19 protein-coding genes are annotated in these 21863 nt (G+C 54.5%); 9 read left to right on the top strand and 10 right to left on the bottom strand.

Annotated features, from left to right (window positions below):
* Positions 1 to 2 precede the first annotated feature (2 nt).
* Positions 3 to 1529, top strand: coding sequence for an FGGY-family carbohydrate kinase (locus tag COO92_RS13555; protein WP_101302924.1), 1527 nt, complete (start codon positions 3 to 5; stop codon positions 1527 to 1529).
* Between the two features lie 142 nt (positions 1530 to 1671).
* A complete protein-coding gene (locus COO92_RS13550; protein WP_101302922.1) occupies positions 1672 to 3282 on the top strand; it encodes a GMC family oxidoreductase in 1611 nt (536 codons plus the stop codon).
* 54 nt (positions 3283 to 3336) lie between these two features.
* Here the strand turns inward: COO92_RS13550 and COO92_RS13545 are convergent, their stop codons facing one another.
* Positions 3337 to 4359, bottom strand: coding sequence for a LacI family DNA-binding transcriptional regulator (locus tag COO92_RS13545; RefSeq protein ID WP_101302920.1), 1023 nt, complete (start codon positions 4357 to 4359; stop codon positions 3337 to 3339).
* A gap of 186 nt (positions 4360 to 4545) precedes the next feature.
* Between COO92_RS13545 and COO92_RS13540 the strand changes: the two genes are divergently transcribed.
* The 7 genes from COO92_RS13540 (at position 4546) to COO92_RS13510 (ending at position 11787) form a co-directional block, all read left to right on the top strand.
* Positions 4546 to 5868 (top strand): ABC transporter substrate-binding protein, encoded by a 1323-nt coding sequence (locus COO92_RS13540; RefSeq protein ID WP_101302918.1) that lies wholly within the window; start codon positions 4546 to 4548, stop codon positions 5866 to 5868.
* Between the two features lie 128 nt (positions 5869 to 5996).
* Positions 5997 to 6944, top strand: a complete 948-nt coding sequence (locus COO92_RS13535; protein WP_022734276.1) for a carbohydrate ABC transporter permease — start codon at positions 5997 to 5999, stop codon at positions 6942 to 6944.
* The gene (locus COO92_RS13530; protein WP_022734277.1) at positions 6941 to 7879 is read left to right on the top strand and encodes a carbohydrate ABC transporter permease; all 939 of its coding nucleotides are present in this window, start codon (positions 6941 to 6943) and stop codon (positions 7877 to 7879) included. Before COO92_RS13535 ends, COO92_RS13530 begins: the two co-directional genes overlap by 4 nt.
* On the top strand, positions 7876 to 8064 hold the full coding sequence (locus COO92_RS13525; RefSeq protein WP_022734278.1) for a hypothetical protein: 189 nt from the start codon (positions 7876 to 7878) through the stop codon (positions 8062 to 8064). The genes COO92_RS13530 and COO92_RS13525 overlap by 4 nt, the downstream gene beginning before the upstream one ends.
* A 3-nt stretch (positions 8065 to 8067) precedes the next feature.
* Positions 8068 to 9165, top strand: coding sequence for an ABC transporter ATP-binding protein (locus COO92_RS13520; RefSeq protein ID WP_101302916.1), 1098 nt, complete (start codon positions 8068 to 8070; stop codon positions 9163 to 9165).
* Positions 9158 to 10153, top strand: coding sequence for an ABC transporter ATP-binding protein (locus COO92_RS13515; RefSeq protein WP_101302914.1), 996 nt, complete (start codon positions 9158 to 9160; stop codon positions 10151 to 10153). Before COO92_RS13520 ends, COO92_RS13515 begins: the two co-directional genes overlap by 8 nt.
* Before the next feature lie 11 nt (positions 10154 to 10164).
* Positions 10165 to 11787 carry a dihydroxyacetone kinase subunit DhaK gene (locus COO92_RS13510; RefSeq protein WP_101302912.1) on the top strand — a complete coding sequence of 541 codons (1623 nt, stop codon included), beginning with the start codon at positions 10165 to 10167 and terminating at the stop codon, positions 11785 to 11787.
* A gap of 180 nt (positions 11788 to 11967) precedes the next feature.
* On the opposite strand, the gene COO92_RS13505 is transcribed toward COO92_RS13510, so the two are convergent.
* The 9 genes from COO92_RS13505 to COO92_RS13465 form a co-directional block, all read right to left on the bottom strand.
* Positions 11968 to 13122, bottom strand: a complete 1155-nt coding sequence (locus tag COO92_RS13505) for an iron-containing alcohol dehydrogenase (RefSeq protein WP_101302910.1) — start codon at positions 13120 to 13122, stop codon at positions 11968 to 11970.
* Positions 13123 to 13144: 22 nt separating this feature from the next.
* A complete protein-coding gene (locus COO92_RS13500) occupies positions 13145 to 14617 on the bottom strand; it encodes an NAD-dependent succinate-semialdehyde dehydrogenase (RefSeq protein ID WP_101302908.1) in 1473 nt (490 codons plus the stop codon).
* A 16-nt stretch (positions 14618 to 14633) separates the two neighbouring features.
* Entirely contained in the window at positions 14634 to 15788 is a 1155-nt protein-coding gene (locus COO92_RS13495) for an iron-containing alcohol dehydrogenase (protein WP_101302906.1), read from the bottom strand.
* A gap of 26 nt (positions 15789 to 15814) precedes the next feature.
* Positions 15815 to 16477, bottom strand: coding sequence for an ABC transporter ATP-binding protein (locus tag COO92_RS13490; RefSeq protein WP_101302904.1), 663 nt, complete (start codon positions 16475 to 16477; stop codon positions 15815 to 15817).
* Entirely contained in the window at positions 16474 to 17250 is a 777-nt protein-coding gene (locus COO92_RS13485) for an ABC transporter ATP-binding protein (RefSeq protein ID WP_101302902.1), read from the bottom strand. Before COO92_RS13485 ends, COO92_RS13490 begins: the two co-directional genes overlap by 4 nt.
* Positions 17247 to 18194, bottom strand: a complete 948-nt coding sequence (locus COO92_RS13480; RefSeq protein ID WP_101302900.1) for a branched-chain amino acid ABC transporter permease — start codon at positions 18192 to 18194, stop codon at positions 17247 to 17249. Before COO92_RS13480 ends, COO92_RS13485 begins: the two co-directional genes overlap by 4 nt.
* A gap of 1 nt (position 18195) precedes the next feature.
* Entirely contained in the window at positions 18196 to 19095 is a 900-nt protein-coding gene (locus COO92_RS13475) for a branched-chain amino acid ABC transporter permease (RefSeq protein WP_022731515.1), read from the bottom strand.
* Between the two features lie 75 nt (positions 19096 to 19170).
* Complete coding sequence (locus tag COO92_RS13470; RefSeq protein WP_101302899.1) at positions 19171 to 20484, bottom strand: ABC transporter substrate-binding protein; 1314 nt, start codon at positions 20482 to 20484, stop codon at positions 19171 to 19173.
* A gap of 21 nt (positions 20485 to 20505) precedes the next feature.
* Complete coding sequence (locus COO92_RS13465; RefSeq protein ID WP_022731513.1) at positions 20506 to 21843, bottom strand: ABC transporter substrate-binding protein; 1338 nt, start codon at positions 21841 to 21843, stop codon at positions 20506 to 20508.
* Between the last annotated feature and the right edge of the window lie 20 nt (positions 21844 to 21863).

Here is a 21863-nt window from a genome sequence, read left to right as displayed (position 1 = left end):
TGATGGCACGTTATTTTCTTGGCATTGATGCGGGTAACACGGTCGTCAAGACCGTGCTGTTCGATGCGGCCGGGGCTGAAATTGCCCATGCCAGCCGCGAAGCCGTTTCGCATTGTCCCGCGCCGGGCTTTGTCGAGCGCGATATTGATCAATTGCGGAATGATTTGCTGACCGTTGTGGCCGAAGTCGTCAAAAAATCCGGCGTTGATGCGACTGACATTGCCGCCATTGGCAGTGCGGGTCACGGCAACGGCTTGTATCTTTTGGGTGATAATGCGACGGCCCTTCTTGGCATTCAGTCGCTTGATACACGGGCCAATGCGCTGGTTGATCAGCTCCAGTCCGAGGGGGTTGGGGATGTGTCCTATCCGATTTCCGGTCAACGTCCGTGGGTATCGCAAACACCGACATTGCTGGCATGGGTTAAACGCGAACGGCCCGAAATCTATCAGGCGACGCAAACGGTTCTGCTGTGCAAGGATCTGGTGACGCATGCGCTGACCGGTGAACTGGTGTCCGACATTTCCGATATGGGCGGGTGCGGCATGTTGCGCATGCCTGAAAATACCTATGACGATGCCTTGCTTGAGGCATTTGATATTGGCGATGCGCGTGAAAAATTGCCCCGTCTGGCCCATCCCAGCGAAATCGTTGGTCATGTCAGCAAGGCCGTCGCCGATCAAACCGGTCTTGGCGAAGGCACCCCCGTTGTTGCCGGTTTCTTTGACGTGATTGCCAGTGCGCTTGGTTCTGGCGTGGCGCGACCGGGGCAGGCATCGATGATTGTCGGCACTTGGAGCATCAATCAGCTCGTCGTCGAAAACATCGACTTTGAAAACGAGAACGAGATTTTCATGTCGTCGGGCTATGCCGATGGCCGTTTCATGTCGATTGAAAGTTCGGCAACTTCGGCGGTCAATCTCGAATGGGTGGTGCGCGAATTTCTCGAACATGATGGCGAAGTCGTCGCCGGGAAATCCCCGTTCGAACTGGCCAATGAATTGGTCACCAACAGCACGCTTTGCCTCGATGCACCATTCTATCATCCGTATCTGTATGGTGCCCCGGGCAACGGGATGGCGCGGGCCGGGTTCTTTGGGGTTGGCGGCTGGCATGGGCGCGGCGATATGTTGCGCGCAATTTACGAAGGTGTGATTTTTGCCCATTTGCGTCACATGGACAAGCTCCGTGCGACCGGTGTGACGTTTGACACCATTATCCTGTCGGGCGGTGGGGCACGCAGCAACATCTGGCCACAGATCATCGCTGATATTCTGGAATTGCCGCTGACTGTGGCGAAATGTCAGGAAACCGGCGCCCTTGGTGCGGCGATGGCGGCATCTGTCGGTGTCGAAATGTATCATGACTACGAACAGGCTGCCGACAGGATGGTCCAAACTGATCGTCATTACACCCCGAACCCGGTTGCCAGCGAGATCTATCGCAAACGGTTTGCCCTTTGGGGAGAACTTGAACAGGCGATGGTGCCCTTCTGGTCACGGTTTGCCACGGCAAGTTCTGTGATCTGATTCATCTTTCTTCCCCTGTCAGCAGACCGCTGACAGGGGCTTCAGACACATACGCGATACGGGGTCAAAATCTGTCCAATCGGCTCAACGGTTCGGGCGGGCTTAAGGTGTCGCGCCGATTTTGCCATCGCTGAGGAAACAGATGTCGCTCGATCAATCATCCTTTGACTACATCATTATCGGGGCCGGGTCGGCGGGCTGCGTTCTGGCCAATCGGCTCAGTGCCGATCCGAAAAACCGTGTGTTGCTAATTGAGGCCGGTGGAAAGGACAGCTATCCGTGGATCCATATTCCTGTTGGCTATCTGTATTGTATTGGTAATCCCAAAACCGACTGGCTGTATAAAACGGTCGCGGAAAAGGGGCTTGGGGGGCGTGCAATTGCCTATCCGCGTGGCAAGGTTCTGGGAGGCTGCTCCTCGATCAATGGCATGATCTATATGCGCGGGCAGGCGGCCGATTATGATCGTTGGCAGGCTGATGGTGCGACCGGCTGGGGTTGGAATGATGTCTTGCCCTATTTTGTCAAATCCGAACGCTATCACACCCCGTCAAACGAGCATGGAACGCAGGGCGAATTGCGGGTGGAAAAGCAACGTCTGCGCTGGGATGTACTTGATGCGGTGCGTGATGGTGCCGAAGAAATCGGCATTCACAAAACCGATGATTTCAATGATGGCGATAATGCCGGGTCAGGCTATTTCGATGTAACCCAGAAAAAAGGTGTCCGATGGAGTGCCGCGCGCGCCTTTTTAAAACCGGCCATGGCGCGTCCCAACCTTCACGTTTTGACTAAGGCCACCGTGACCGGCCTTGATGTTGATGGTGGGGTTGTACGCGGCGTTAACTATCAACGGTTTGGCAAGGTTGGCCATGTGACGGCGCACCGCGAAGTTATCTTGTCTGCCGGGGCGATTGGCACGCCCCAGATCATGAAACTGTCGGGGATTGGTCCGGCGCAGGAACTGCGCGATCATGGGGTCATAGTCAAACATGACATTCCCGGGCTCGGCGAAAACCTTCAGGATCATTTGCAAATCCGCACCGCTTTTCGCATTCAGGGGGCAAAGACCCTCAATGAAATGCAATCAACCCTGTTGGGTAAAGCCAAAATTGCCCTTGATTACGCACTGCGTCGGCGCGGGCCGATGGCGATGGCACCCAGTCAGTTGGGCATTTTCACCCGCTCAGATGACAGTCACATAACACCGAACATCGAATACCATGTACAGCCATTGTCGCTGGATAAGTTCGGCGATCCGTTACACGACTTTCCGGCCATCACGGTATCAGTCTGTAACCTGCGCCCGACCAGCAAGGGGCGGGTAACGCTGGCATCAAATAATCCGATGCATTCGCCGCTCATTGCGCCCAATTACCTGAGCACCCCGGAAGACCGTCTGGTCTCCATCCAGTCCATCCGTCATGCCCGTAAATTGATGGCCACCAGACAGATGGCAAAATTCCATCCCAACGAATTTGCACCTGGCCCGGATATTACCTCTGACGAAGCCCTGGCAGAAGCCGCTGGTGCCGTCGCAACCACCATCTTTCATCCGGTCGGCACGGCAAAAATGGGCAGGCTCGACGACAAGATGACCGTTGTTGACGTACGTTTGCGCGTGCGCGGATTTGACAATTTGCGCATCGTCGACGCATCCGTCATGCCCACCATCGTCTCGGGCAATACCCACGCCCCCGTGGCCATGATCGCCGAAAAAGCCAGTGAAATGATCCTTGAGGGCAGGCATTAGACGCACGTGATTAGTCCATATTGCCTTGTCAGTTGATCCTTTTTGTGGAGACACTCACAGGTTTTCCGCGATGAGGATTTCTATTCGGATGCGTTCTTGGGACGCCAGTGTCTCGCGGTTTTCGCATTGGGCTCTGAGTGTTCGCACGGCACTGCGGATGATGTGTCCCGGGTCTTGGTTAATCAGTGCATCAAGGGTCTTTGCCCGAAGTGCGTGTTCTGTTGACGGTGTGCGTTCATGGGCGATGGTGATGATTTTTTCTTCACCACAGAGATTTTGCGCAAGGTCGATCGCAACGCGTGCTTCGGACCCCATGATATACAGCCCGACAATATCCTGATGGGCTGCAAAGGCGTTTGCCAAAACAAGTCGGGTTCTTTCTGCTGTCCCGTGTGTTTCAAGCGTCGGCAGGGCATCAAATTGCGGATATTCGCGGCTCATCACCTTATCAAAACCAAGGCGTCGCTCAAGGCTATCGCGTGATTGCATGGTTTCCGCAAGAACCAGAATTGAACCCGCGGTATGGCCAAGGAACCGCGCCATCAGGCGCCCGGCGGTTGCACCTGCGGCAATGTTATCTATGCCAACAAACGACTGACTGCCTTCTTCTTGCTGGTTGGATATGAAGGCCACGGTTTGTATGCCCCGTTCCCTCATGCGATAAAGCGCATCGCGAATCTGCGGGGTTTCCGGGGCCATAATGGCGATGCCATCATAATCATCTGCTGATAATCGCGACAGGGTTTTGGCTGCGCGATGCGGATCATGGTCATCAATGCGAACAACCTTGGTCGCGATCATTTCTGCCCGGCTGGCCTGATCAAATTCCGATATGTGCTTGATAATCACATCCAGAAATTCATCGCCCGATCGGGGCAGGACAAAGCCGAAACGATATCCTTTTTGGCGGGCCAGGGTGGCGGCGACCTGATTTCTTTGAAAGCCAGTGCGTTCAATCGCCTCGTTGACGGCATCGACTGTTTTCTGTCGCACACCGGAACGTCCGTTGAGTACCCGATCTATCGTTGCAAGGCTGACGCCAGCCGCCTTGGCAAGGTCTTTGGTGGTCGGTCTCATTGGTTTTTCAGGCCTAAATCACTTGGGTTTTCTTAGATTACTTTCAACTATTTGGCGCGTGACTGCAAGAAATTTGAGGTGCGTAACTCAGAAAATACTCTTTTTGAGGTGCGTACCTCAAAAACTTGTGGTAGAAGTGCTTCTGTGGCTGGGAAGCCGCGACGTTCCAAAGGGAGGAAAAATAAAATGAAATCGAAACATTTGATGGCGGTAGTGGCTTCGGCAATCGTTGCCGGTTCGCTTCCGAATGCGGCAGCCGCAGAAGATTTAACGCTGTGCTGGGCAGCTTGGGACCCAGCGAATGCCTTGGTCGAACTTTCCAAAGACTTCGAAACCAAAAGCGGTCACAGCATGAGCTTTGAGTTCGTCCCATGGACGTCCTTTGCTGATCGCATGCTCAATGAGCTAAACTCCGCCGGTCAGTTATGTGACCTTATGATTGGCGACAGCCAGTGGATTGGCGGTGGTGCCGAGAACGGTCACTATGTGAAGTTGAATGATTTCTTCGATGCCAATGGCATCGACATGGGCGATTTTATTCCGGCAACTGTGACCGGTTACGCTGAATGGCCAAAGAATACACCAAATTACTACGCGCTTCCGGCCTTTGGCGATGTGGTCGGTTGGACGTATCGTAAGGATTGGTTTGAGCGCCCGGAAATTCGCGAAGCTTTCAAGGCAAAGTATGGTCGCGAACTCGGCGAGCCGGCAACGCTTGAGGAACTAAAGGATATCGCGCAATTCTTCCAGGGACGCGACATTGATGGCACGACCGTCTACGGGGCTGCGATCTATACCGAGCGCGGGTCTGAAGGCATCACCATGGGGGTGACGAATGCGCTCTATAACTATGGTTTTCAGTATGAAAACCCTGACAAGCCCTATGATCTTGACGGTTTTGTGAATTCCAAAGGTGCCGCAGAAGGTCTGGAGTTTTACAAGGAGCTCTATGATACCGCGACGCCTCCGGGATCATCAAACTGGTACATGAGCGAAAATATTGATGCCTATAAATCCGGGCAGGTTGCGCTTCAGATGAACTTTGCCTTCATCTGGCCGGGCGTTGAAGCTGACCCGAACGTTGGCGGCGGTAAGTCGGGGTACTTCCCGAACCCAGGCGGTCCCGCAGGGCAGTTTGCCCAGCTTGGCGGACAGGGAATTTCGGTTGTTGCGTATTCTGAAAAGCAGGAAGCCGCACTGGAATATATCAAATGGTTCGCACAGCCTGAAATTCAGGCACGCTGGTGGGAACTTGGCGGGTATTCCGCACTGCGTGCGGTGGTCGAGGATCCGGGCTTTGCCGATAGCCAGCCCTACGCACAGACCTTCCTTGATAGCATGGCCATCGTGAAGGATTTTTGGGCTGAACCGGCCTATGCCGATCTGCTTTTGTCGATGCAAGAACGCATCCACAATTATGTGGTTGCGGGTCAGGGTACCGCACAGGAAGCGCTTGACGGTCTGGTGGAAGATTGGACCGAGGTCTTTGAAGACGAAGGCAAGCTCTAAGCCTTTATCACTGTCAGAAATGACTGGCTCTGAACCGACCCCGTCCATGCTGTAATGGATGGTCGGGGTCAACCTTCCGACCGAGTGAAGACCGCGTGGCATCTGCTGCAAGGCTAAGGGCGTCAATAATGAAGAATATTCCGATCGAAAAGATCGCCGCGGCTACGCCGGAAACCGTAGCCCAACGCATTCGGGGTCTCTCTGACCGAAGTATTGCGTGGATTTTCGTGGCACCAACGATCTTCCTGTTGCTGGCGATTAACATTTTCCCATTGATCTGGACCATCTGGCTGAGCTTTACAAACAGCCGGGTAAACCGTCCTAACCGGGATGTTGAGTGGGTTGGTTTGCGTAATTACGAACGCATTCTGTCAGACTCCGATATCTGGAACACGATGCAGGCAACAGCGCATTTCCTGATCTGGACCATCGTTTTGCAGGTTCTGATCGGGTTTTTCCTCGCGTTCCTGATTAACAAGAAATTCCGGGGGAATGATCTTTGGACGACGATTATCGTCTTCCCAATGATGTTGTCGCCTGCTGTTGTCGGCAATTTCTGGACCTTTCTCTATCAGCCGCAAATTGGCCTGTTTAATTACGTGATTGCCTTCTTTACCGGGGTGGACCCGGCGAGCTTTTCGATGATCGGCGATGTGAATTTGGCACCTTGGGCGATTGTCATTGCCGACACCTGGATGTGGACGCCGTTCGTAATGTTGATCTGTCTGGCTGGGTTGCGATCCATTCCAAACAGTATCTATGAGGCTGCAGAATGTGATCGTGCGTCCAAGTGGCGGCAGTTCTGGACGATCACCATTCCCATGGTTTTACCGTTCCTGATGTTGGCCGTTTTGTTCCGCGGGATTGAGAACTTCAAGATGTTTGATCTTGTCGTTCAACTGACCGGTGGGGGGCCGGGAAACACGACAACACTCACGTCAATCGACTTGAAACGTGAAGCGTTCGAGAAGTGGCGAACCGGATATTCGTCGGCCTATGCCGTCATCCTTTTTGTCACCGTCTTCGGCCTTGCATCAATCTACGTCAAAGCCCTGAACAAGGTAAAAGAAAGATGAGTTTTTCGATTACAGAACCAAAAAAGGGGACCAAGTGGTTCGCCGGGGTCCTTGTTGTTGGCTATGCGTTGATTACCATTGCACCGCTGCTCTGGATCATCGCAACCGGGTTCAAATCCCCGACCGATTCCATTTCTTATCCGCCTAAAGTTATTTTTGATCCGTCGCTTGAAGGATACGTCAATCTTTTCACCGATCGTACCCGCGCAACGGACGACATGCTTGAAGCCAAGGGGGAGCCGCAAACCTGGTACGAGCAAATCGCACGTGATCAGGGGACCATCATCAGCGGCCCTTCACGCTATGGCGAGCGTTTCCTGAACTCGATCATCATCGGTTTTGGGTCGACCGCACTTTGTATGGTGCTGGGCACGGCAGCGGCATATGCCTTTAGCCGTTTTCGCGTGCCGCTTAAGGATGATTTGCTGTTCTTCATCCTGTCGACCCGAATGATGCCGCCCATTGCGGTGGCCATTCCGATCTTTCTGATGTTTCGCAATCTTGGACTTAACGATACCCACTTGGGGATGATCCTGCTGTATACCGCAGTTAACCTGTCGCTGTCGGTCTGGTTGCTTAAAGGTTTCATCGATGAAATTCCGGTGGAGTACGAAGAAGCCGCTCTGATTGATGGCTACACGCGGTTTCAGGCCTTTTACAAAGTGGTCCTGCCGCAGGCGGCAACGGGTATCGCATCGACCGCGATCTTTTGTCTGATCTTTGCGTGGAACGAATATGCCTTCGCCGTCTTGCTGACATCGGGCACAGCACAAACCGCACCGCCGTTTATTCCAACGATCATCGGGGTCGGGGGTAAGGATTGGCCCGCTGTCGCGGCGGGTGCGACGATCTTCCTCGTGCCGGTTATGGTCTTTACCATCTTGCTACGTAAACATTTGCTGCGCGGGATCACATTTGGAGCAGTACGCAAATGAGTGATTTCATCAACGGATTGTTGCGGCTGCGCCGCGGCCCATGGGAAATGGTGGCATCAGCCCTTATTGCCTTGGGTGTCGTCATGCTGATGCAGCCCTTTGCCATCACGCTCTATACCTATTCGTTCATCACCACGCTGACAGGAACAGTCATGTTCATCGTCGTCAGCCACTTCCCGGAGTGACCCATGGCACAGATTAGAATTGAAAACGTGCGCAAGGAATTCGGGCCGTTTACCGCTGTTCAGTCGTCAAGTTTCACCATTGAAGATGGCGAGTTCTTTATGCTGTTGGGGCCGTCGGGTTGTGGCAAAACCACGACCCTTCGGATGATGGCCGGGCTTGACCTGCCGACCAGCGGACAGATCTATATCGACGGTGAGGAAGTTGGTCAGAAGCCAGCCAGTCAGCGCGATATTGCGTTTGTTTTTCAGATGTTTGCGCTTTATCCGCACATGAATGTCCGTGGCAACATCAGCTACCCGCTGAAAAGTCAGGGGATGAAATCATCTGCGGTGAAAAAGCAGGTCGAAGAGGTCGCTGAAATCCTTGGCATTACCGATATCCTTGATCGGCCTGTTGGCGGATTATCGGGTGGTGATCGTCAGCGTGTTGCCCTTGGTCGCGCAATTGTACGGGATCCGAAGGCGTTCTTTATGGATGAACCGCTTGGCGCTCTTGATGCCGAATTTCGCGAACATATGTCCGAAGAGCTGCGTGCTTTACATGACAGAATGGGGGCGACCACTGTTTACGTCACCCATGACCAACTCGAAGCTATGCAGATGGGCGACAAGATTGTTGTGATGAACCATGGTGTGGTCGAACAATTTGGTGTTCCGCAAGATATCTATGATTGGCCTGCGACCAAGTTTGTTGCCCAATTCATCGGGTCTCCTCCGATGAATTTCCTTGATTTTGACGGGATGATTGGCACAGGCGGAACTGAGGTGCGGCTAAACGATGTGGTCATGTCGGTCCCCAAAAGTATCGAAGGTGCCAATGGCAAGCTGACCTTTGGTATCCGTCCCGAGCATGTGACGCTTGATGACAGTGCCGCCTATCGTGGCCGGGTCATTGCGACGGAATATCTTGGTACGACCCAGATCGTTACCTTTGACACGCCCAATGGCCTTCTTAAGGCCAGAGTTGCAAGTCACGAAGTGATCAATACCGGACAGGCAATTGGACTTCGGTTTGATCCCCGCACGATCACGTTGTTTGATGCCACACATGGCGGCGCATTGCGTTCAGAGGCAAATGAAGGGGTGCTAAACCATGGCTGAGGTAACATTGGCGGGCATTGCCAAAAACTTTGGGTCGGACGTTGCACTTGACGATGTCACGATGACGATCCCTGATGGTTCCTTCGTGGTGCTTTTAGGACCCACAGGGGCTGGTAAAACCACAACTTTGCGGATGGTTTCAGGCCTTGATAAGCCTGATCGTGGCCAGATTTGTATTGATGGGCGCGACATGGCCGGTTTAACCCCGGCTCAGCGAAACGTCGCGATGGTTTTTCAGCAATACTCGCTGTATCCACATATGACTGTGCGCCAGAATCTGGAATTTCCATTGAAATCTCCGATCCTGAAAACACCAAAAGATGTGATCTATCAAAAGGTTGGAGAAATCGCAGAGATCTTGCAGATTTCTCATAAACTCGACAACAAGGCGACCGAGCTTTCGGGCGGGGAAATGCAGCGCGTTTCCATCGGGCGCGCATTGGTGCGCAGACCGTCAGTCTATTTGATGGATGAGCCGCTAAGCTCGCTCGATGCCAAGTTGCGAGCAGACCTTCGGGTTGAGTTGAAATCCATTCAGGCGGACTCGGGAGCAACGCTTCTGTACGTCACGCATGATCAGATCGAGGCCATGACCATGGCAACCCATGTCGGGGTTCTGGACAAGGGACGTCTGGTTCAGTTTGGCTCGCCACGTGAAATTTATGAAGACCCGGTCAGCATCTATGCGGCCAGTCGTTTGGGGCTGCCGCGGATCAATGTGTTGCCGGCGGACGTTTTTGCGGGCGCACCTGCGGGGGCCAACCAAATTGGGCTGCGTCCCGAACAAATCATGCAAGGCGAGGGTGAGGATAGTTTCGTGCAAAGGGTTGAGCATTTGGGCGATCAGACGCGCCTGCATCTGAACTTCAAGTCGCATGACATCATCACTGTTACCGATGCACATACCGAGCTTAGAACGGGCGACATCGTAAAGATCCGCCCCAATAAACCATTCTACTTTGGCGCCGATGGCGCTCGGGTGGCCTGACGGAGAAGACCATGGCTCAATTCATAAACAACAAAGACGCAACCGTTACCGAGGCCATAGACGGCGTAATCAAAGCTTCTGGCGGCAAGCTGGCAAGGATTGACGGCTATCCGCACATCCGTGTTGTGGTTCGCAACGATTGGGACAAGTCCAAAGTGGCGCTTGTTTCCGGTGGTGGATCGGGACACGAACCGGCACATGCCGGGTTTGTCGGGGCGGGGATGTTGACTGCAGCCGTGTGCGGCGATGTCTTTGCATCACCATCGGTTGACGCGGTTCTTGCCGGGATTCTGTCAGTGACGGGACCGGCAGGATGCTTGCTGATTGTCAAAAACTATACGGGTGACCGGTTGAATTTCGGACTGGCCGCCGAACGTGCGCGTGCGTTTGGACTTAAGGTCAGCATTGTTATTGTCGATGATGACATTGCGCTTCCCGACCTGCCGCAGCCGCGCGGTCTTGCGGGTACGCTTTTTGTTCATAAAATCGCGGGGGCTATGGCCGAAAGCGGTGCATCGCTTGAGGATATCACGGCGACGGCCGAACGCGTGATTGACGGCACAAAGTCGATTGGCATGTCGCTTGACACCTGTACGGTGCCAGGATCACCAAAGGAAAACCGCATTGGAGCAGGTAAGGCCGAGTTGGGGCTTGGCATCCATGGTGAAGCAGGTGCGCAGCAGATCGATTATCACAACGCCGAACAGGCGATGGCAGCGGTGACGGCCAAGCTTGCCGCAGTGATGGAAAACAAACCGCATGTGGTGTTGCTCAACAATCTTGGTGGAACATCTGTGCTTGAGATGGCGATCCTGACAAACGATTTGATCAAATCATCTATTGCCAAGAACCTGAAGATGATTGTTGGACCTGCAGCGATGATGACATCCCTCGACATGCGCGGGTTCTCGGTCTCGGTCTATCCGCTGAGTGCGGAGGACCATGCATGGCTATCGGCCCCATGTGCGCCATCGGCTTGGCCGGGGTGTACACCAATCAAGCCAGTCAGCATCATCGAACTTCCCGATGGATTGACACCGATCCAGCCGATCCCGTCCGAGCATGCACAAACGGCGGCCTTTCTGACCAAATGCTGCCAAATCCTGATTGATGCCGAAGTTGACCTAAATGGGCTTGATGCCAAGTCAGGCGATGGTGATACAGGGTCTACACTGGCCGGGGCTGCGCGTGCTTTGATCGGCGCACTCGACCGTCTTCCGCTGGCCGACCACACCCAGCTTTTGCGTGCGATCGGGCAGGAACTTAGCCAGACAATGGGTGGGTCTTCGGGCGTTCTTCTCGCCATTTTCTTTACAGCGGCAGGCGACGCGGCATCAAGCGGTCGGGCCATGGTCGCTGCCCTTAAAGATGGACTTGAACGCATGCAGCAGATCGGCGGTGCGCAATTGGGGGATCGGACCATGGTCGATGCCTTGAAACCGGCTCTCGACGCGCTTGAGGCAAATGGCATGGCCGATGCTGCCAGTGCTGCGCGCAAAGGGGCGGTGCATACCTCGACCATCGTTAAGGCCAAGGCAGGACGTGCATCCTATATCAATGCGGAACAGCTCGAAGGGCATATCGATCCGGGTGCTGAAGCCGTCGCCCGATTGTTCGAACAACTGAGTAAATAATGCAATAAAAGGTACGTATTTTCCCGGCGATGACTTGGTCAGGTTGAGCTTTTCGTTCATGGGCTTGCCCATTTTGACCTGTATCGGAAGCTTCAGAACAGTCATGTTATTGCTTTGGCGAAAACAAAACCGGCGTCCTTTTCAGAACGCCGGTTTTGTTTGTTCTATATGTGATCGTCTTTAGTAAACCTCGCGGTAGATTGCCTCAATATCCTTGGCGGTCATGTCGCGTGGGTTGCTTTCGATCAGGCGGTATATCTTGGTGAAGACTTCTTCTGCCATTTCAGGAAGCGAATCTTCGGTAACGCCAAGATCACGTAGCCGGGTCTCAAGACCGCTTGCGGGCACCATTTCTTCAATCCGGCGGACAAAGGCCTCGGCAGCCTCATCGTCGGATGCGAAATCGGCATCCTCAATCAGGCAAGGGGCCAGCTCCGCATAAAGTGTGCGTGCCGCTGGCAGGTTAAACCGCAGAACCTGCGCCATCACCAACGCATTGGCATGGCCATGCGGGATGTGGAACCGCGCGCCAAGCGGATAAGCCAACCCATGAATGGCGGCAACCGACGCATTGGCAAATGTCATCCCGGCAATCAGGGACCCTTGCAGCATTGCAGACCGCGCATCCTTATCGCCCGGGCTTTCAATCACTTTCATCAGGTTTTTGCCCAGCAGTGACAGGGCGGTGACGGCCATGCCATCGGCAATCGGGTTTTTGCGCGTCCGGCTGGTGTAACCTTCAATCGCATGCACCATCGCATCAAGCCCGGTGGCCGCCGTGACCTTTTGCGGCAAGCCATAGGTCAGTTCCGCATCAAGCAATGCGATGTCGGGCATCAATTGCGGGGTATAAACAACCTGTTTTAGGTGATCTGGATCGGTAATTACCGACACCCATGTCACTTCTGATCCAGTTCCCGCCGTGGTCGGGATCTGGATCAGCGGCAGGCGATCACCCGTCGCTTTGTCGATGCCGTAAATTTCTTCGATGGTTTGGTCACTATTGGCCAAAAGTGCCACCAGCTTTGCACTGTCAAGCGAGCTTCCGCCGCCAAGGCCAATAACCCCGTCCGCTTTCCAGTCCTTTGCCCCGTCAATTGCCTGTTGCACAATATGCTGGGGCGGGTCGGCGGCAACGTCGGAAAAGACCTGCACGGCGATACCAACCGATTCCAGCGACTGTTGCGCCTGATCGGCAAAACCAAGGGCGACAATGCCCGGATCGCAAATGATGGTGACACGGGTGGCACCAAGTTCCTTCATCATCGGGCCGGCATTGGCAATGCCACCGGCCTCGCAAACGATGCGCGGGACACTTCGAAACATGAAACTCATGGTGGGGCTCCTTGATCGCAGATCAGTTGGCTTTTCCGGCAAGACCGCCGAGGCACATGTATTTGATTTCAACAAAGTCATCGACGCCGTATTTCGATCCTTCGCGGCCAATCCCGGATTCTTTGACACCGCCAAACGGGGCGGATTCCGTTGAAATGATCCCTTCATTGATGCCGACAATGCCGTATTCCAACGCTTCGCCAACACGCCAGATGCGGCCAATGTCACGGGCATAGAAATAAGCTGCCAACCCAAACGGCGTATCATTGGCCATGCGAATGGCTTCTTCTTCGGTGCTGAACTTAAACAGCGGTGCGACCGGGCCGAAGATTTCCTCGGAAAACATCCGCATGTCATCGGTCACCCCGGTCAAGATGGTCGGGGTGAAAAAGTTGCTGTTAGGCTGATGGCGGGCACCACCAAGAATGGCTGTCGCCCCCTTGGAAATCGCATCGGCGACCAGTGTTTCGACCTTTTCGATGGCCTTGGTATTGATCAGCGGACCTTGGGTAATGCCATCTTCCATGCCATTACCAACACGTAGCTTTGCAACCGCTGCGGCAAGTTTTTCGGCAAAGGCGTCATAGACACCCTCTTGCACCAGAATGCGGTTGGCGCAAACACAGGTCTGTCCGGCGTTGCGGTATTTTGAGGCAATCGCACCGGCAACGGCCTCGTCAAGATCGGCATCATCAAACACGATGAACGGCGCGTTGCCGCCAAGTTCCAGGCTGACCTTTTTGACCGTGTCTGCACATTGGCGCATCAAAAGTTTGCCGACCTGGGTTGATCCGGTAAACGACAATTTGCGCACAATCGGGTTGGATGTCAGTTCATTGCCGATCTCCGCCCCATGCGATGCGGTAACGACATTGATCACCCCGTCGGGGAACCCGGCACGTTTCGCCAGTTCGGCCAATGCCAATGCCGTAAGTGGTGTGTCTTCCGCCGGTTTGATCACAACCGTGCAGCCCGCAGCCAGTGCCGGGGCACATTTGCGCGTGATCATCGCCATCGGGAAGTTCCACGGCGTGATGGCGGCAACAACACCAATTGGCTGTTTGATGGTGATGATGCGTTTGTCAGCCCCGTGCGATGGAATGACATCGCCGTAAATGCGTTTGCCTTCTTCGGCAAACCATTCAATGAAGGACGCACCATAGGCAACTTCGCCTGCGGCCTCGGCAAGCGGTTTGCCCTGTTCGCGGGTCATCAAAAGCGCAAGGTCGTCCTTGGCAGCCATGCACAGGTCAAACCATTTGCGCAAAACAGCTGCGCGGTCCTTGGCGGTGCGTGCGCGCCATGCCGGAAGTGCATCATTGGCACTGTTGATTGCCTGACGAGTTTCAGACGTCCCCATATCGGGCACATTTGCAAGGTGCTCACCAGTGGCAGGATCAAGCACGGCAAAGGTATTGCCGCTGGTTGCATCTGTCCATGCACCGTTGATGTGGCCTTTGGTTTGCCAAAGGCCAGGATCATTTAACATAAGCATTGTGTGGGCTCCGTCCTTAAAGCACGCTGGCGTAAATTGCGCGCGCCGCGTCAAAGGTCATCTCACGCGGATTGTTGATCAAAAGGCGTTCGACCTTCATCGCATCGGTGGCCAACATATCCAGATCACTTTCGCTGACACCAACTTCGCGCAGTGTTTTGGCAAATGGCATGCGTTCGACCATGTCGGTCATGAACGCAATGAACCGATCACAGGCCGCATTATCATCGGCAAACCGTTCACCCGGTAAAACCGCACGGGCAAGTTCGCCATACTGGCGGCATGCAGCGTCACGGTTAAACTTCAGGACCTCGATCAGGACCAAGGCATTGCTGTGCCCGTGCGGGACATGAAAATGCCCGCCCAGCGGATAGGCAAGTGCATGAACGGCCGCCACAGGCGCATTGGCAAATGCCATTCCAGCCATCATCGATCCTTGCAGCATGGCTTCGCGCGCAGCCCGGCTTGGATTTTTCGAAACTGCATCGTCAATCGTGCTGGTCATCAGTTGCAGACCACGAATGGCCAGACCATCCGACAGGGCGTTTTTCTTATATTTGGTGGTATAGGCCTCAATGGCATGCACCATGGCATCAATGCCGGTCATGGCCGTGATGGATGCCGGAAGACCCATCGTCAGTTTGGCATCAAGAAGGGCGATATCAGGATAAAGCAACGGGGATACAACCCCCTTCTTTTCCTGTGTCGGGGTGGTGACGATTGAAATCGGGGTAACTTCCGATCCGGTTCCCGCCGTGGTCGGGACCTGAATAAGCGGCAGGCGCGGCCCTTGGGCAAGACCGATACCGTAAATGTCAGAAAGCTTTTGCTCCTGACCACACAAAAGGGCCACCAATTTGGCAGTATCCATCGAGGACCCGCCGCCAAGTCCGATGATGATATCGGCCTTGAAATCAGCGGCCCCTTTGACCGCCTCAAGAATGGTGCTTTCGGGTGGATCGGCTTCAACCCGCGTCCAAAGCAGCGTTTCGATCCCGGCCTGCTTAAGCGCATCAAACGGGGCGTCAATCAGCCCGACCTTTTGCAGGCCGGGATCGGTAATCAGAACAGCGCGTTTTGCACCAAGCTCGTTGCACAAAGCACCAAGCTTAAGCGCACCATCAAATTCGCAAATCACGCGCGGCGTTGTTTCAAACGTAAAGTCGGACATGGAAAACCTCGTCTTGTTTGGGGCGCTTATGCGGGCTGCATGTCGGCGGGGTGAACGGTGCCGCGTTCAATGCGATAGCTGCCCGTCACCAGATCGGAAGAATGGCTGTCATCTGATTCAGAAATCAGAACACAAAGGCCACTGCGGCCCAGATTGGCGATGACTTCCGACAGACGCCGCGACAAAACAGGTGCGACACCCTCGAACGGTTCATCAAGCAACAACAATTTGCGACCCGGCATCAACGCCCGGCCAAGCGACACCAGCTTTTGCTGCCCACCAGATAACTGCAAAGCCCGGCGTTGCCGGAACTGGGCAATTTCCGGCAGAAGGTCATAAACCCACTCAAGCCGTTCCTTGGCATCGGTGATGCCGTTTGTCCATGCGGGCATCAGGATGTTTTCCTCAACCGTAAGCGACGGGATCAGGCGACGGTCTTCGGGCATGTAACTGATGCCGTTTTTGGCCCGCGCGTGATCCGCCATTTTGCGAAGGTCGTTGCCGTCAAAGCTGACGTCGCCGCCGTCAACTTCAAGCAACCCCATAATGGCACGCATCAATGTGGTTTTACCCGCACCGTTGTGACCAATAAGACCAAACATCTGTCCCGATGGCACCGACAACGACACATCGCGCAGGATCGGAATATTGCCGATGGAAACATTCAGGTTTTTGATTTCCAGGGTCATGATGCGCCATTCCCTTTTTTATGAGTTGGACGGTGGCCGGTCACAAGGTCGCGGACCCGGTTATCGGCAAGGACTGCTGCGGGTTTGCCGTCGGCAATAATTTCGCCGCTGTAAAACGCCAACACACGCGAGACATAGCGTTCGACAACGTCCATATCGTGTTCAACAAACAAAACCGTCACACCATGTTGGCGCACCGCATTCATCACCGTATCCATAAGGCCTGTTTTTTCATCCATGCTGACGCCACTTGTTGGCTCATCAAGCAGCAACATCTGCGGATTACCAATTAGCGCCATGGCGATATCAACCAGTTTCCGTGCCCCTTGCGGAACGGCAGTGACCTTTGAGTTTTGGTAATTCTCAATACCGAATTCTGCCAGAATTTCCTCGGCCCGTGCAATGCGGGCATCGCTTCGAAGCGGACTTAGGAAACTGGGCCGCGGGCTTTCTGCTGCGGCAAGTGCGACAATCAGATTGTCAATCACCGACATATCAGGAAACAGTTGTGCTACCTGAAATGATCGGGCCATGCCCGCACGGGTAATGGCACGCGGTGAATGTCCAAGGATCGACTTGCCATTGAACAGGATTTCGCCACGTGTTGGTTTCAGGTAACCGGTAACCATATTGATAAAGGTGGTTTTACCCGCCCCGTTCGATCCGATAACACCGACAACTTCGCCCTTGGCGACCTTCACGTTCAAATCCTTGGCCGCAATCACGGCCCCGAACTCTTTGTTCAGGGAGCGGGTTTCAAGAATGGTGGTCATGTGCGTTCTCCTGACTTTTCACGTGAGACCAGGCTCCAAAGACCTTTGGGCAGGAACACGATGACGCCAAGCAGGGTGAAACCAAGGATCATCTGCCAGGTATTGGGGACAAATTCGATTGAGTATGTCCGAACGACCGAGAAAACGATGGCGGCAATAAAGGGGGCTGCGACATGGCCAAGCCCGCCCAGAAGGGCAATGAAAATGAACTCGCCCGACGTGGTCCAATAGGCCATTTCCGGATCAACGTGACCGGTGGCAAGGGCGGTTAAACCACCGCCAAGTGCGGACACAGAGGCGGCTGCAACATAGTTGCCGTACAAAAGCCAACGCGGTGACAGGCCAAGATATTCCACCCGGACTTCGTTTTCGCGCACCGCCTCGCAGATCACACCGATCCCCGCCTTGGTATAACGGTGGATCAGAACGGCGATCAGCAAACCGGCAAGAACGGTCATGGTAAAGACGGTTTGCTGGCTATCGGCACCGGTGTCCGGTGCCCAGCCAAACACGGTCCAGTTATGAACGTTAAAGCCATCCGTACTGCCAAGGCCCTGACTTTTGACCAGAATGCCAAACAGGATCATGGAAAACGCCAGTGACAGCATCGCAAAGAAAATATCGCGGTAACGCGTCAAAAGCAGACCAAGGATCATGGCGACAACAATGGCAACTGCCATGCCAAGCGCAAGGGCGGCAATCGCATCATGAATGCCAAAGAACTGCCCGCCCATGCCGACGGTATAGCCGCCGATACAGTAAAAAAGGCCCTGCCCAAATGATACCAGGCCCGACCGCATCTGCATGACGACACCCTGCACAACAAGTGCCTTGGCAAGGGCAATGGTCAAAAGAAAGATCAGCCAGCCCGGGGATACGAAACCAAACAGGACACAGGCGATTGCGACCAGCGCAAGCGAGATTTCAGTTTTATCAAATCGCATGTCAGATTTTCCTCGCCATGGTGCGGCCAAACAGGCCTTCGGGGCGGAACGCCAAAACCAGCGACATCACGCCGTAAATGACGAACAGTTCGAACTCCGGTGCGTAATGCACGGCCGCGGCACGGCTCAGCCCAACCAGAAGTGCACCAACGGCTGCTCCGCCAATGCTGCCAAGGCCGCCGATGACGACCACGGCAAAGGCCAGCACGATGACTTCGATCCCGATGCCCGGCACAACCGAAATGGCAGGTGCCGTCAACGCACCGGCAAGTGCGCCAAGCGTGGTGCCCAGAACAAAGGTGATGGTAAACATCAGGCGAACATTGACACCCATGGCAACCGCGATTTCGCGGTCATGGATCACTGCACGCAGGACCTTGCCCTGATTGGTGCGTTCCAGCCACGCCCAAAGGCCAAGGCCAAGAACGGCCGACACACCGACAAGTGCCAGATCGTAATTTGACACCTTAAGCAATCCGAACGCCGTTCGCCCAAGTTCTGTATAGGGTTGATAGGCAAAATACGGGCTAACCCCCCAGACGATTTTCATCGTGTCTTCAAGGATCAGCAAAAGCGCATAGGTAATGATCACCATCAGGATTTCGTCGCGGCCATACATCAGGCGCAGCAATCCACGTTCGACAATCACACCAACAATCAGGCCGGCAACCAGTGCGGCACCAACCAGCAACAGATAGCTGATCCATGCCGGGCCTATGCCATTGTTGAAATACCAGCCAACCAATGACGCCGCAGAATAGGCGCCAATGGCGTAAAAACTGCCATGCGCCATATTCAGAATGCGCATCACGCCGTAAATAACGGTCAGGCCAGCGGCAACAAGAAACAGCCACGATGCATAGATCGAACCATCAATCAGGACGGCAAGAAGACTTGTCATCACAAATATCCAATGTGCAGGAAAAGGGGCGGACATCCCGCAATGGGGATGCCCGCAGTCACAGGGAGAATGCGCTTAGTTACACTGAGCGCCCGGGAAACCCTCGGCAATCCACTCCGCAGCAGAAACGCCTTCTGGCGGTGTGACACACTCGCCAGAGAACGAGACTTTATTCACGATGGATGCTTCACCGTCTTCATAGTGGTACTCGCCGTAAGTGATGCCCTGCATGGCCTGATGACCATTGGCACGCGCCATTTCGACGGTTCCCGAAACTGACTCAAAGGTTGCGCCCTTGATGCCGGATGCAAGCTGTTCAGCGGTCGGGATTTCCTTGTCGGCAACGCCTGCATTTTCAGCAGCAAACTTCAGGCCAAGGATCGCCTGCGCCATTTTCGTTGCCGGATAGACCGGATCAAGATCATAGGCTGCGGTGTATGCACCCTTGAACCAGGTGTTCAGCGCGTTGTCCGGTGCAAATGCGCCAAACGGACCACGTGCGCCAATGATCATGCCATTGGGGGCCTGATCCTTATAGGTGGCAAAGCTTGCTTCACCACAGGTCAGAAGACCGGTTGCATCTTCAAGAAGGCCACGGGCATTTGCCTGCAAGACAAGTGCTTCCATGTCACCACCCCAGAAGGAGGAGTGAACGATTTCCGGGCGTTTAACCGACAGGGCAGAAATTTCTGCGCCGTACTGGCCCTGATAGATTTTCGGAAACTGTTCTTCGACGATTTCTGACTCAGGAAGAAGTTTCGCAGCCGCTGCGGTAAAGTCGGCCCAGCTGTCCTGACCCCAGGAATAGTTCTGCTGGATGCCCGAAAGACGGGTGACATCCGGACGGGTCGCGGCCAGATAGCGGACGGCACCGATGTTATCGACCGATGCGTCAAGGCCGGTACGGAACATGTACTGGGCATCTGCATTGTCAGCAAACAGGCGCGGTGTGCCGCAATCATATGCGATGGTGAAGGTTTTAAGCTCCTCGGCAACCGGGGCGATCGCAAGGCAATCACCTGATGAAACATACCCGATAACCGCATCGACTTTCTGACGCTGTACAAGGTTACGGTATTCTTCAACCTGCTTGGTGGCACCACCGGCTTCGTCAATGATCACGGCTTCGATTTCGACGCCATTGATGCCCATTTTGTCGTAAGGGGCCGGTAGTTCGCCTTTGTTGAGTGCTTCAACAAGAACCTTGGCAGCATTGGCAGACGGAACACCAAACGGGCCCGCTGCGGCACCTGACAGGAACGTCACGATACCAACGCGGAATTTGCCGTTTTCGGCCGCAGATGCACCCGATGCCATACCGGCAGTCAGGGCAAGGGCTGTGACGCCCGAAACCAGATATTTGCTGAAAGTTGCTTTATTATTCTTCACGTTTTCCTCCCTAGGAAAGCTCTATGGTGTTGGCGGTGGTACTGCCTCCGACCCGCCCGCTACCGCGTCGCGGCGGCGTTTGACCATCTCTTTTGACGGCTTGAGGTCTTCGGCGTCGTAGATCGCCCAATTCCCCACCATCAGTTTTGATGGCGGAAAATCTTCGTTATGGACGACCGTGCCCACGGCTTGCGCCTGGACAATCTGGTGGGTATCTGGATCGATGTAGGATGCGAAACCGGGTGGATCTTCCGGAAGGGCCAGTTGCAACCCCTCAAGCGCTTTGATCAGCGCCGCGTCGTCATTGGCTCCACCGGCTTTTTCAATCGCGCGTGCAATCGCGATAATCCCGGTATAGGCACCTTCGGCGGCATAGGTCGGAAAACGCCCGGTCATTTCATGGAACTGGGTGACAAACCGCTTGTTGCGTCCGGTATCGGGCCAGTTGTTATGATGGCGCGCCGACAGGATCAGCCCCGGATACGGTTGATCGCCAAGGGCGGTCATCACATCGTAATTCGCCCCGGTATCAAAATTGGCCAGCCGCGTGGTTTCAAAGAACCGCGTGGTGGCGGCCTGCTTGATAAAGGCAATGAAATCTCCGCCCCAAAGTGCGGTCACAACGATGTCGGGTTTGGCCGACTGAAGCGCGTTTATATAGATTGAGTAGTCTGGCTCATACAGCTTTGGCCAAAGTGACCCGACGGTTTCATACGCCACACCAAGATCGGAAAGGGCGAGTTGAAGGTCGGTCCATGACACATGACCGTAATCATAATCCGGGCCGATAAACGCCAGTTTGCGCCAACCGGTTTGTTTTTGCAGATCGCGCAGGTATCGCGCACCGGCGGCCATCGACGTCCAGCTGTCATTGGTCACACGGAAATAATATTTATGCCCGGCCTCGATGCTGAGCCGCGAAGACGCATGATCGGTGCCGACCATGATGATCTTTTCGCGCTGGGCAAGGTCACTGACCGCATGCGCAACACCCGATGAGACAATGCCGCAAAAGAACTGCGCTTTGTCATTGGCAATGAAATCCTGCGCCAGTCGCACCGCATAGGATGCTTTTGATCGTGGATCGTCGGCAATGACGCGCAGTTTTGGCGCGGGTAACCCGGCTTTGGCTTCTTGGGCAAGGTCATCAAGGGCAATCTTGATCCCGGCGATGCTGTCACGACCATAGGTCGCCGATCGTCCGGTCATTGGGTACAAACAGCCGACAACCGCGTCCGCTTCTGCGGATGTGGCGCCAAGCTCAAAACGTTCTGCCTGTGCGGGTGTCCCCGCCAACAAGACCAACGTTGCGACAATTATGGTGATGCACCCGGAAACCGGGTGTTTGAGCATCTCCATGACGTATCCTCCCTACGAAT

The sequence above is a fragment of the Thalassospira lohafexi genome (assembly GCF_002844275.1).
In the GTDB taxonomy this organism is placed as follows: Bacteria; Pseudomonadota; Alphaproteobacteria; order Rhodospirillales; family Thalassospiraceae; genus Thalassospira; species Thalassospira lohafexi.
Note: the sequence above shows the minus strand (reverse complement) of the source record. Positions and strands in the feature narration are given on the sequence as shown.

Coding starts and splice junctions, on each gene's coding strand:
- COO92_RS13520 (WP_101302916.1), top strand. CDS start 8,068: ATGGCACAGATTAGAATTGAAAACGTGCGCAAGGAATTCGGGCCGTTT.
- COO92_RS13530 (WP_022734277.1), top strand. CDS start 6,941: ATGAGTTTTTCGATTACAGAACCAAAAAAGGGGACCAAGTGGTTCGCC.
- COO92_RS13465 (WP_022731513.1), bottom strand. CDS start 21,843: ATGGAGATGCTCAAACACCCGGTTTCCGGGTGCATCACCATAATTGTC.
- COO92_RS13540 (WP_101302918.1), top strand. CDS start 4,546: ATGAAATCGAAACATTTGATGGCGGTAGTGGCTTCGGCAATCGTTGCC.
- COO92_RS13525 (WP_022734278.1), top strand. CDS start 7,876: ATGAGTGATTTCATCAACGGATTGTTGCGGCTGCGCCGCGGCCCATGG.
- COO92_RS13515 (WP_101302914.1), top strand. CDS start 9,158: ATGGCTGAGGTAACATTGGCGGGCATTGCCAAAAACTTTGGGTCGGAC.
- COO92_RS13490 (WP_101302904.1), bottom strand. CDS start 16,477: ATGACCCTGGAAATCAAAAACCTGAATGTTTCCATCGGCAATATTCCG.
- COO92_RS13475 (WP_022731515.1), bottom strand. CDS start 19,095: ATGACAAGTCTTCTTGCCGTCCTGATTGATGGTTCGATCTATGCATCG.
- COO92_RS13550 (WP_101302922.1), top strand. CDS start 1,672: ATGTCGCTCGATCAATCATCCTTTGACTACATCATTATCGGGGCCGGG.
- COO92_RS13535 (WP_022734276.1), top strand. CDS start 5,997: ATGAAGAATATTCCGATCGAAAAGATCGCCGCGGCTACGCCGGAAACC.
- COO92_RS13510 (WP_101302912.1), top strand. CDS start 10,165: ATGGCTCAATTCATAAACAACAAAGACGCAACCGTTACCGAGGCCATA.
- COO92_RS13505 (WP_101302910.1), bottom strand. CDS start 13,122: ATGAGTTTCATGTTTCGAAGTGTCCCGCGCATCGTTTGCGAGGCCGGT.
- COO92_RS13545 (WP_101302920.1), bottom strand. CDS start 4,359: ATGAGACCGACCACCAAAGACCTTGCCAAGGCGGCTGGCGTCAGCCTT.
- COO92_RS13495 (WP_101302906.1), bottom strand. CDS start 15,788: ATGTCCGACTTTACGTTTGAAACAACGCCGCGCGTGATTTGCGAATTT.
- COO92_RS13480 (WP_101302900.1), bottom strand. CDS start 18,194: ATGCGATTTGATAAAACTGAAATCTCGCTTGCGCTGGTCGCAATCGCC.
- COO92_RS13485 (WP_101302902.1), bottom strand. CDS start 17,250: ATGACCACCATTCTTGAAACCCGCTCCCTGAACAAAGAGTTCGGGGCC.
- COO92_RS13555 (WP_101302924.1), top strand. CDS start 3: ATGGCACGTTATTTTCTTGGCATTGATGCGGGTAACACGGTCGTCAAG.
- COO92_RS13500 (WP_101302908.1), bottom strand. CDS start 14,617: ATGCTTATGTTAAATGATCCTGGCCTTTGGCAAACCAAAGGCCACATC.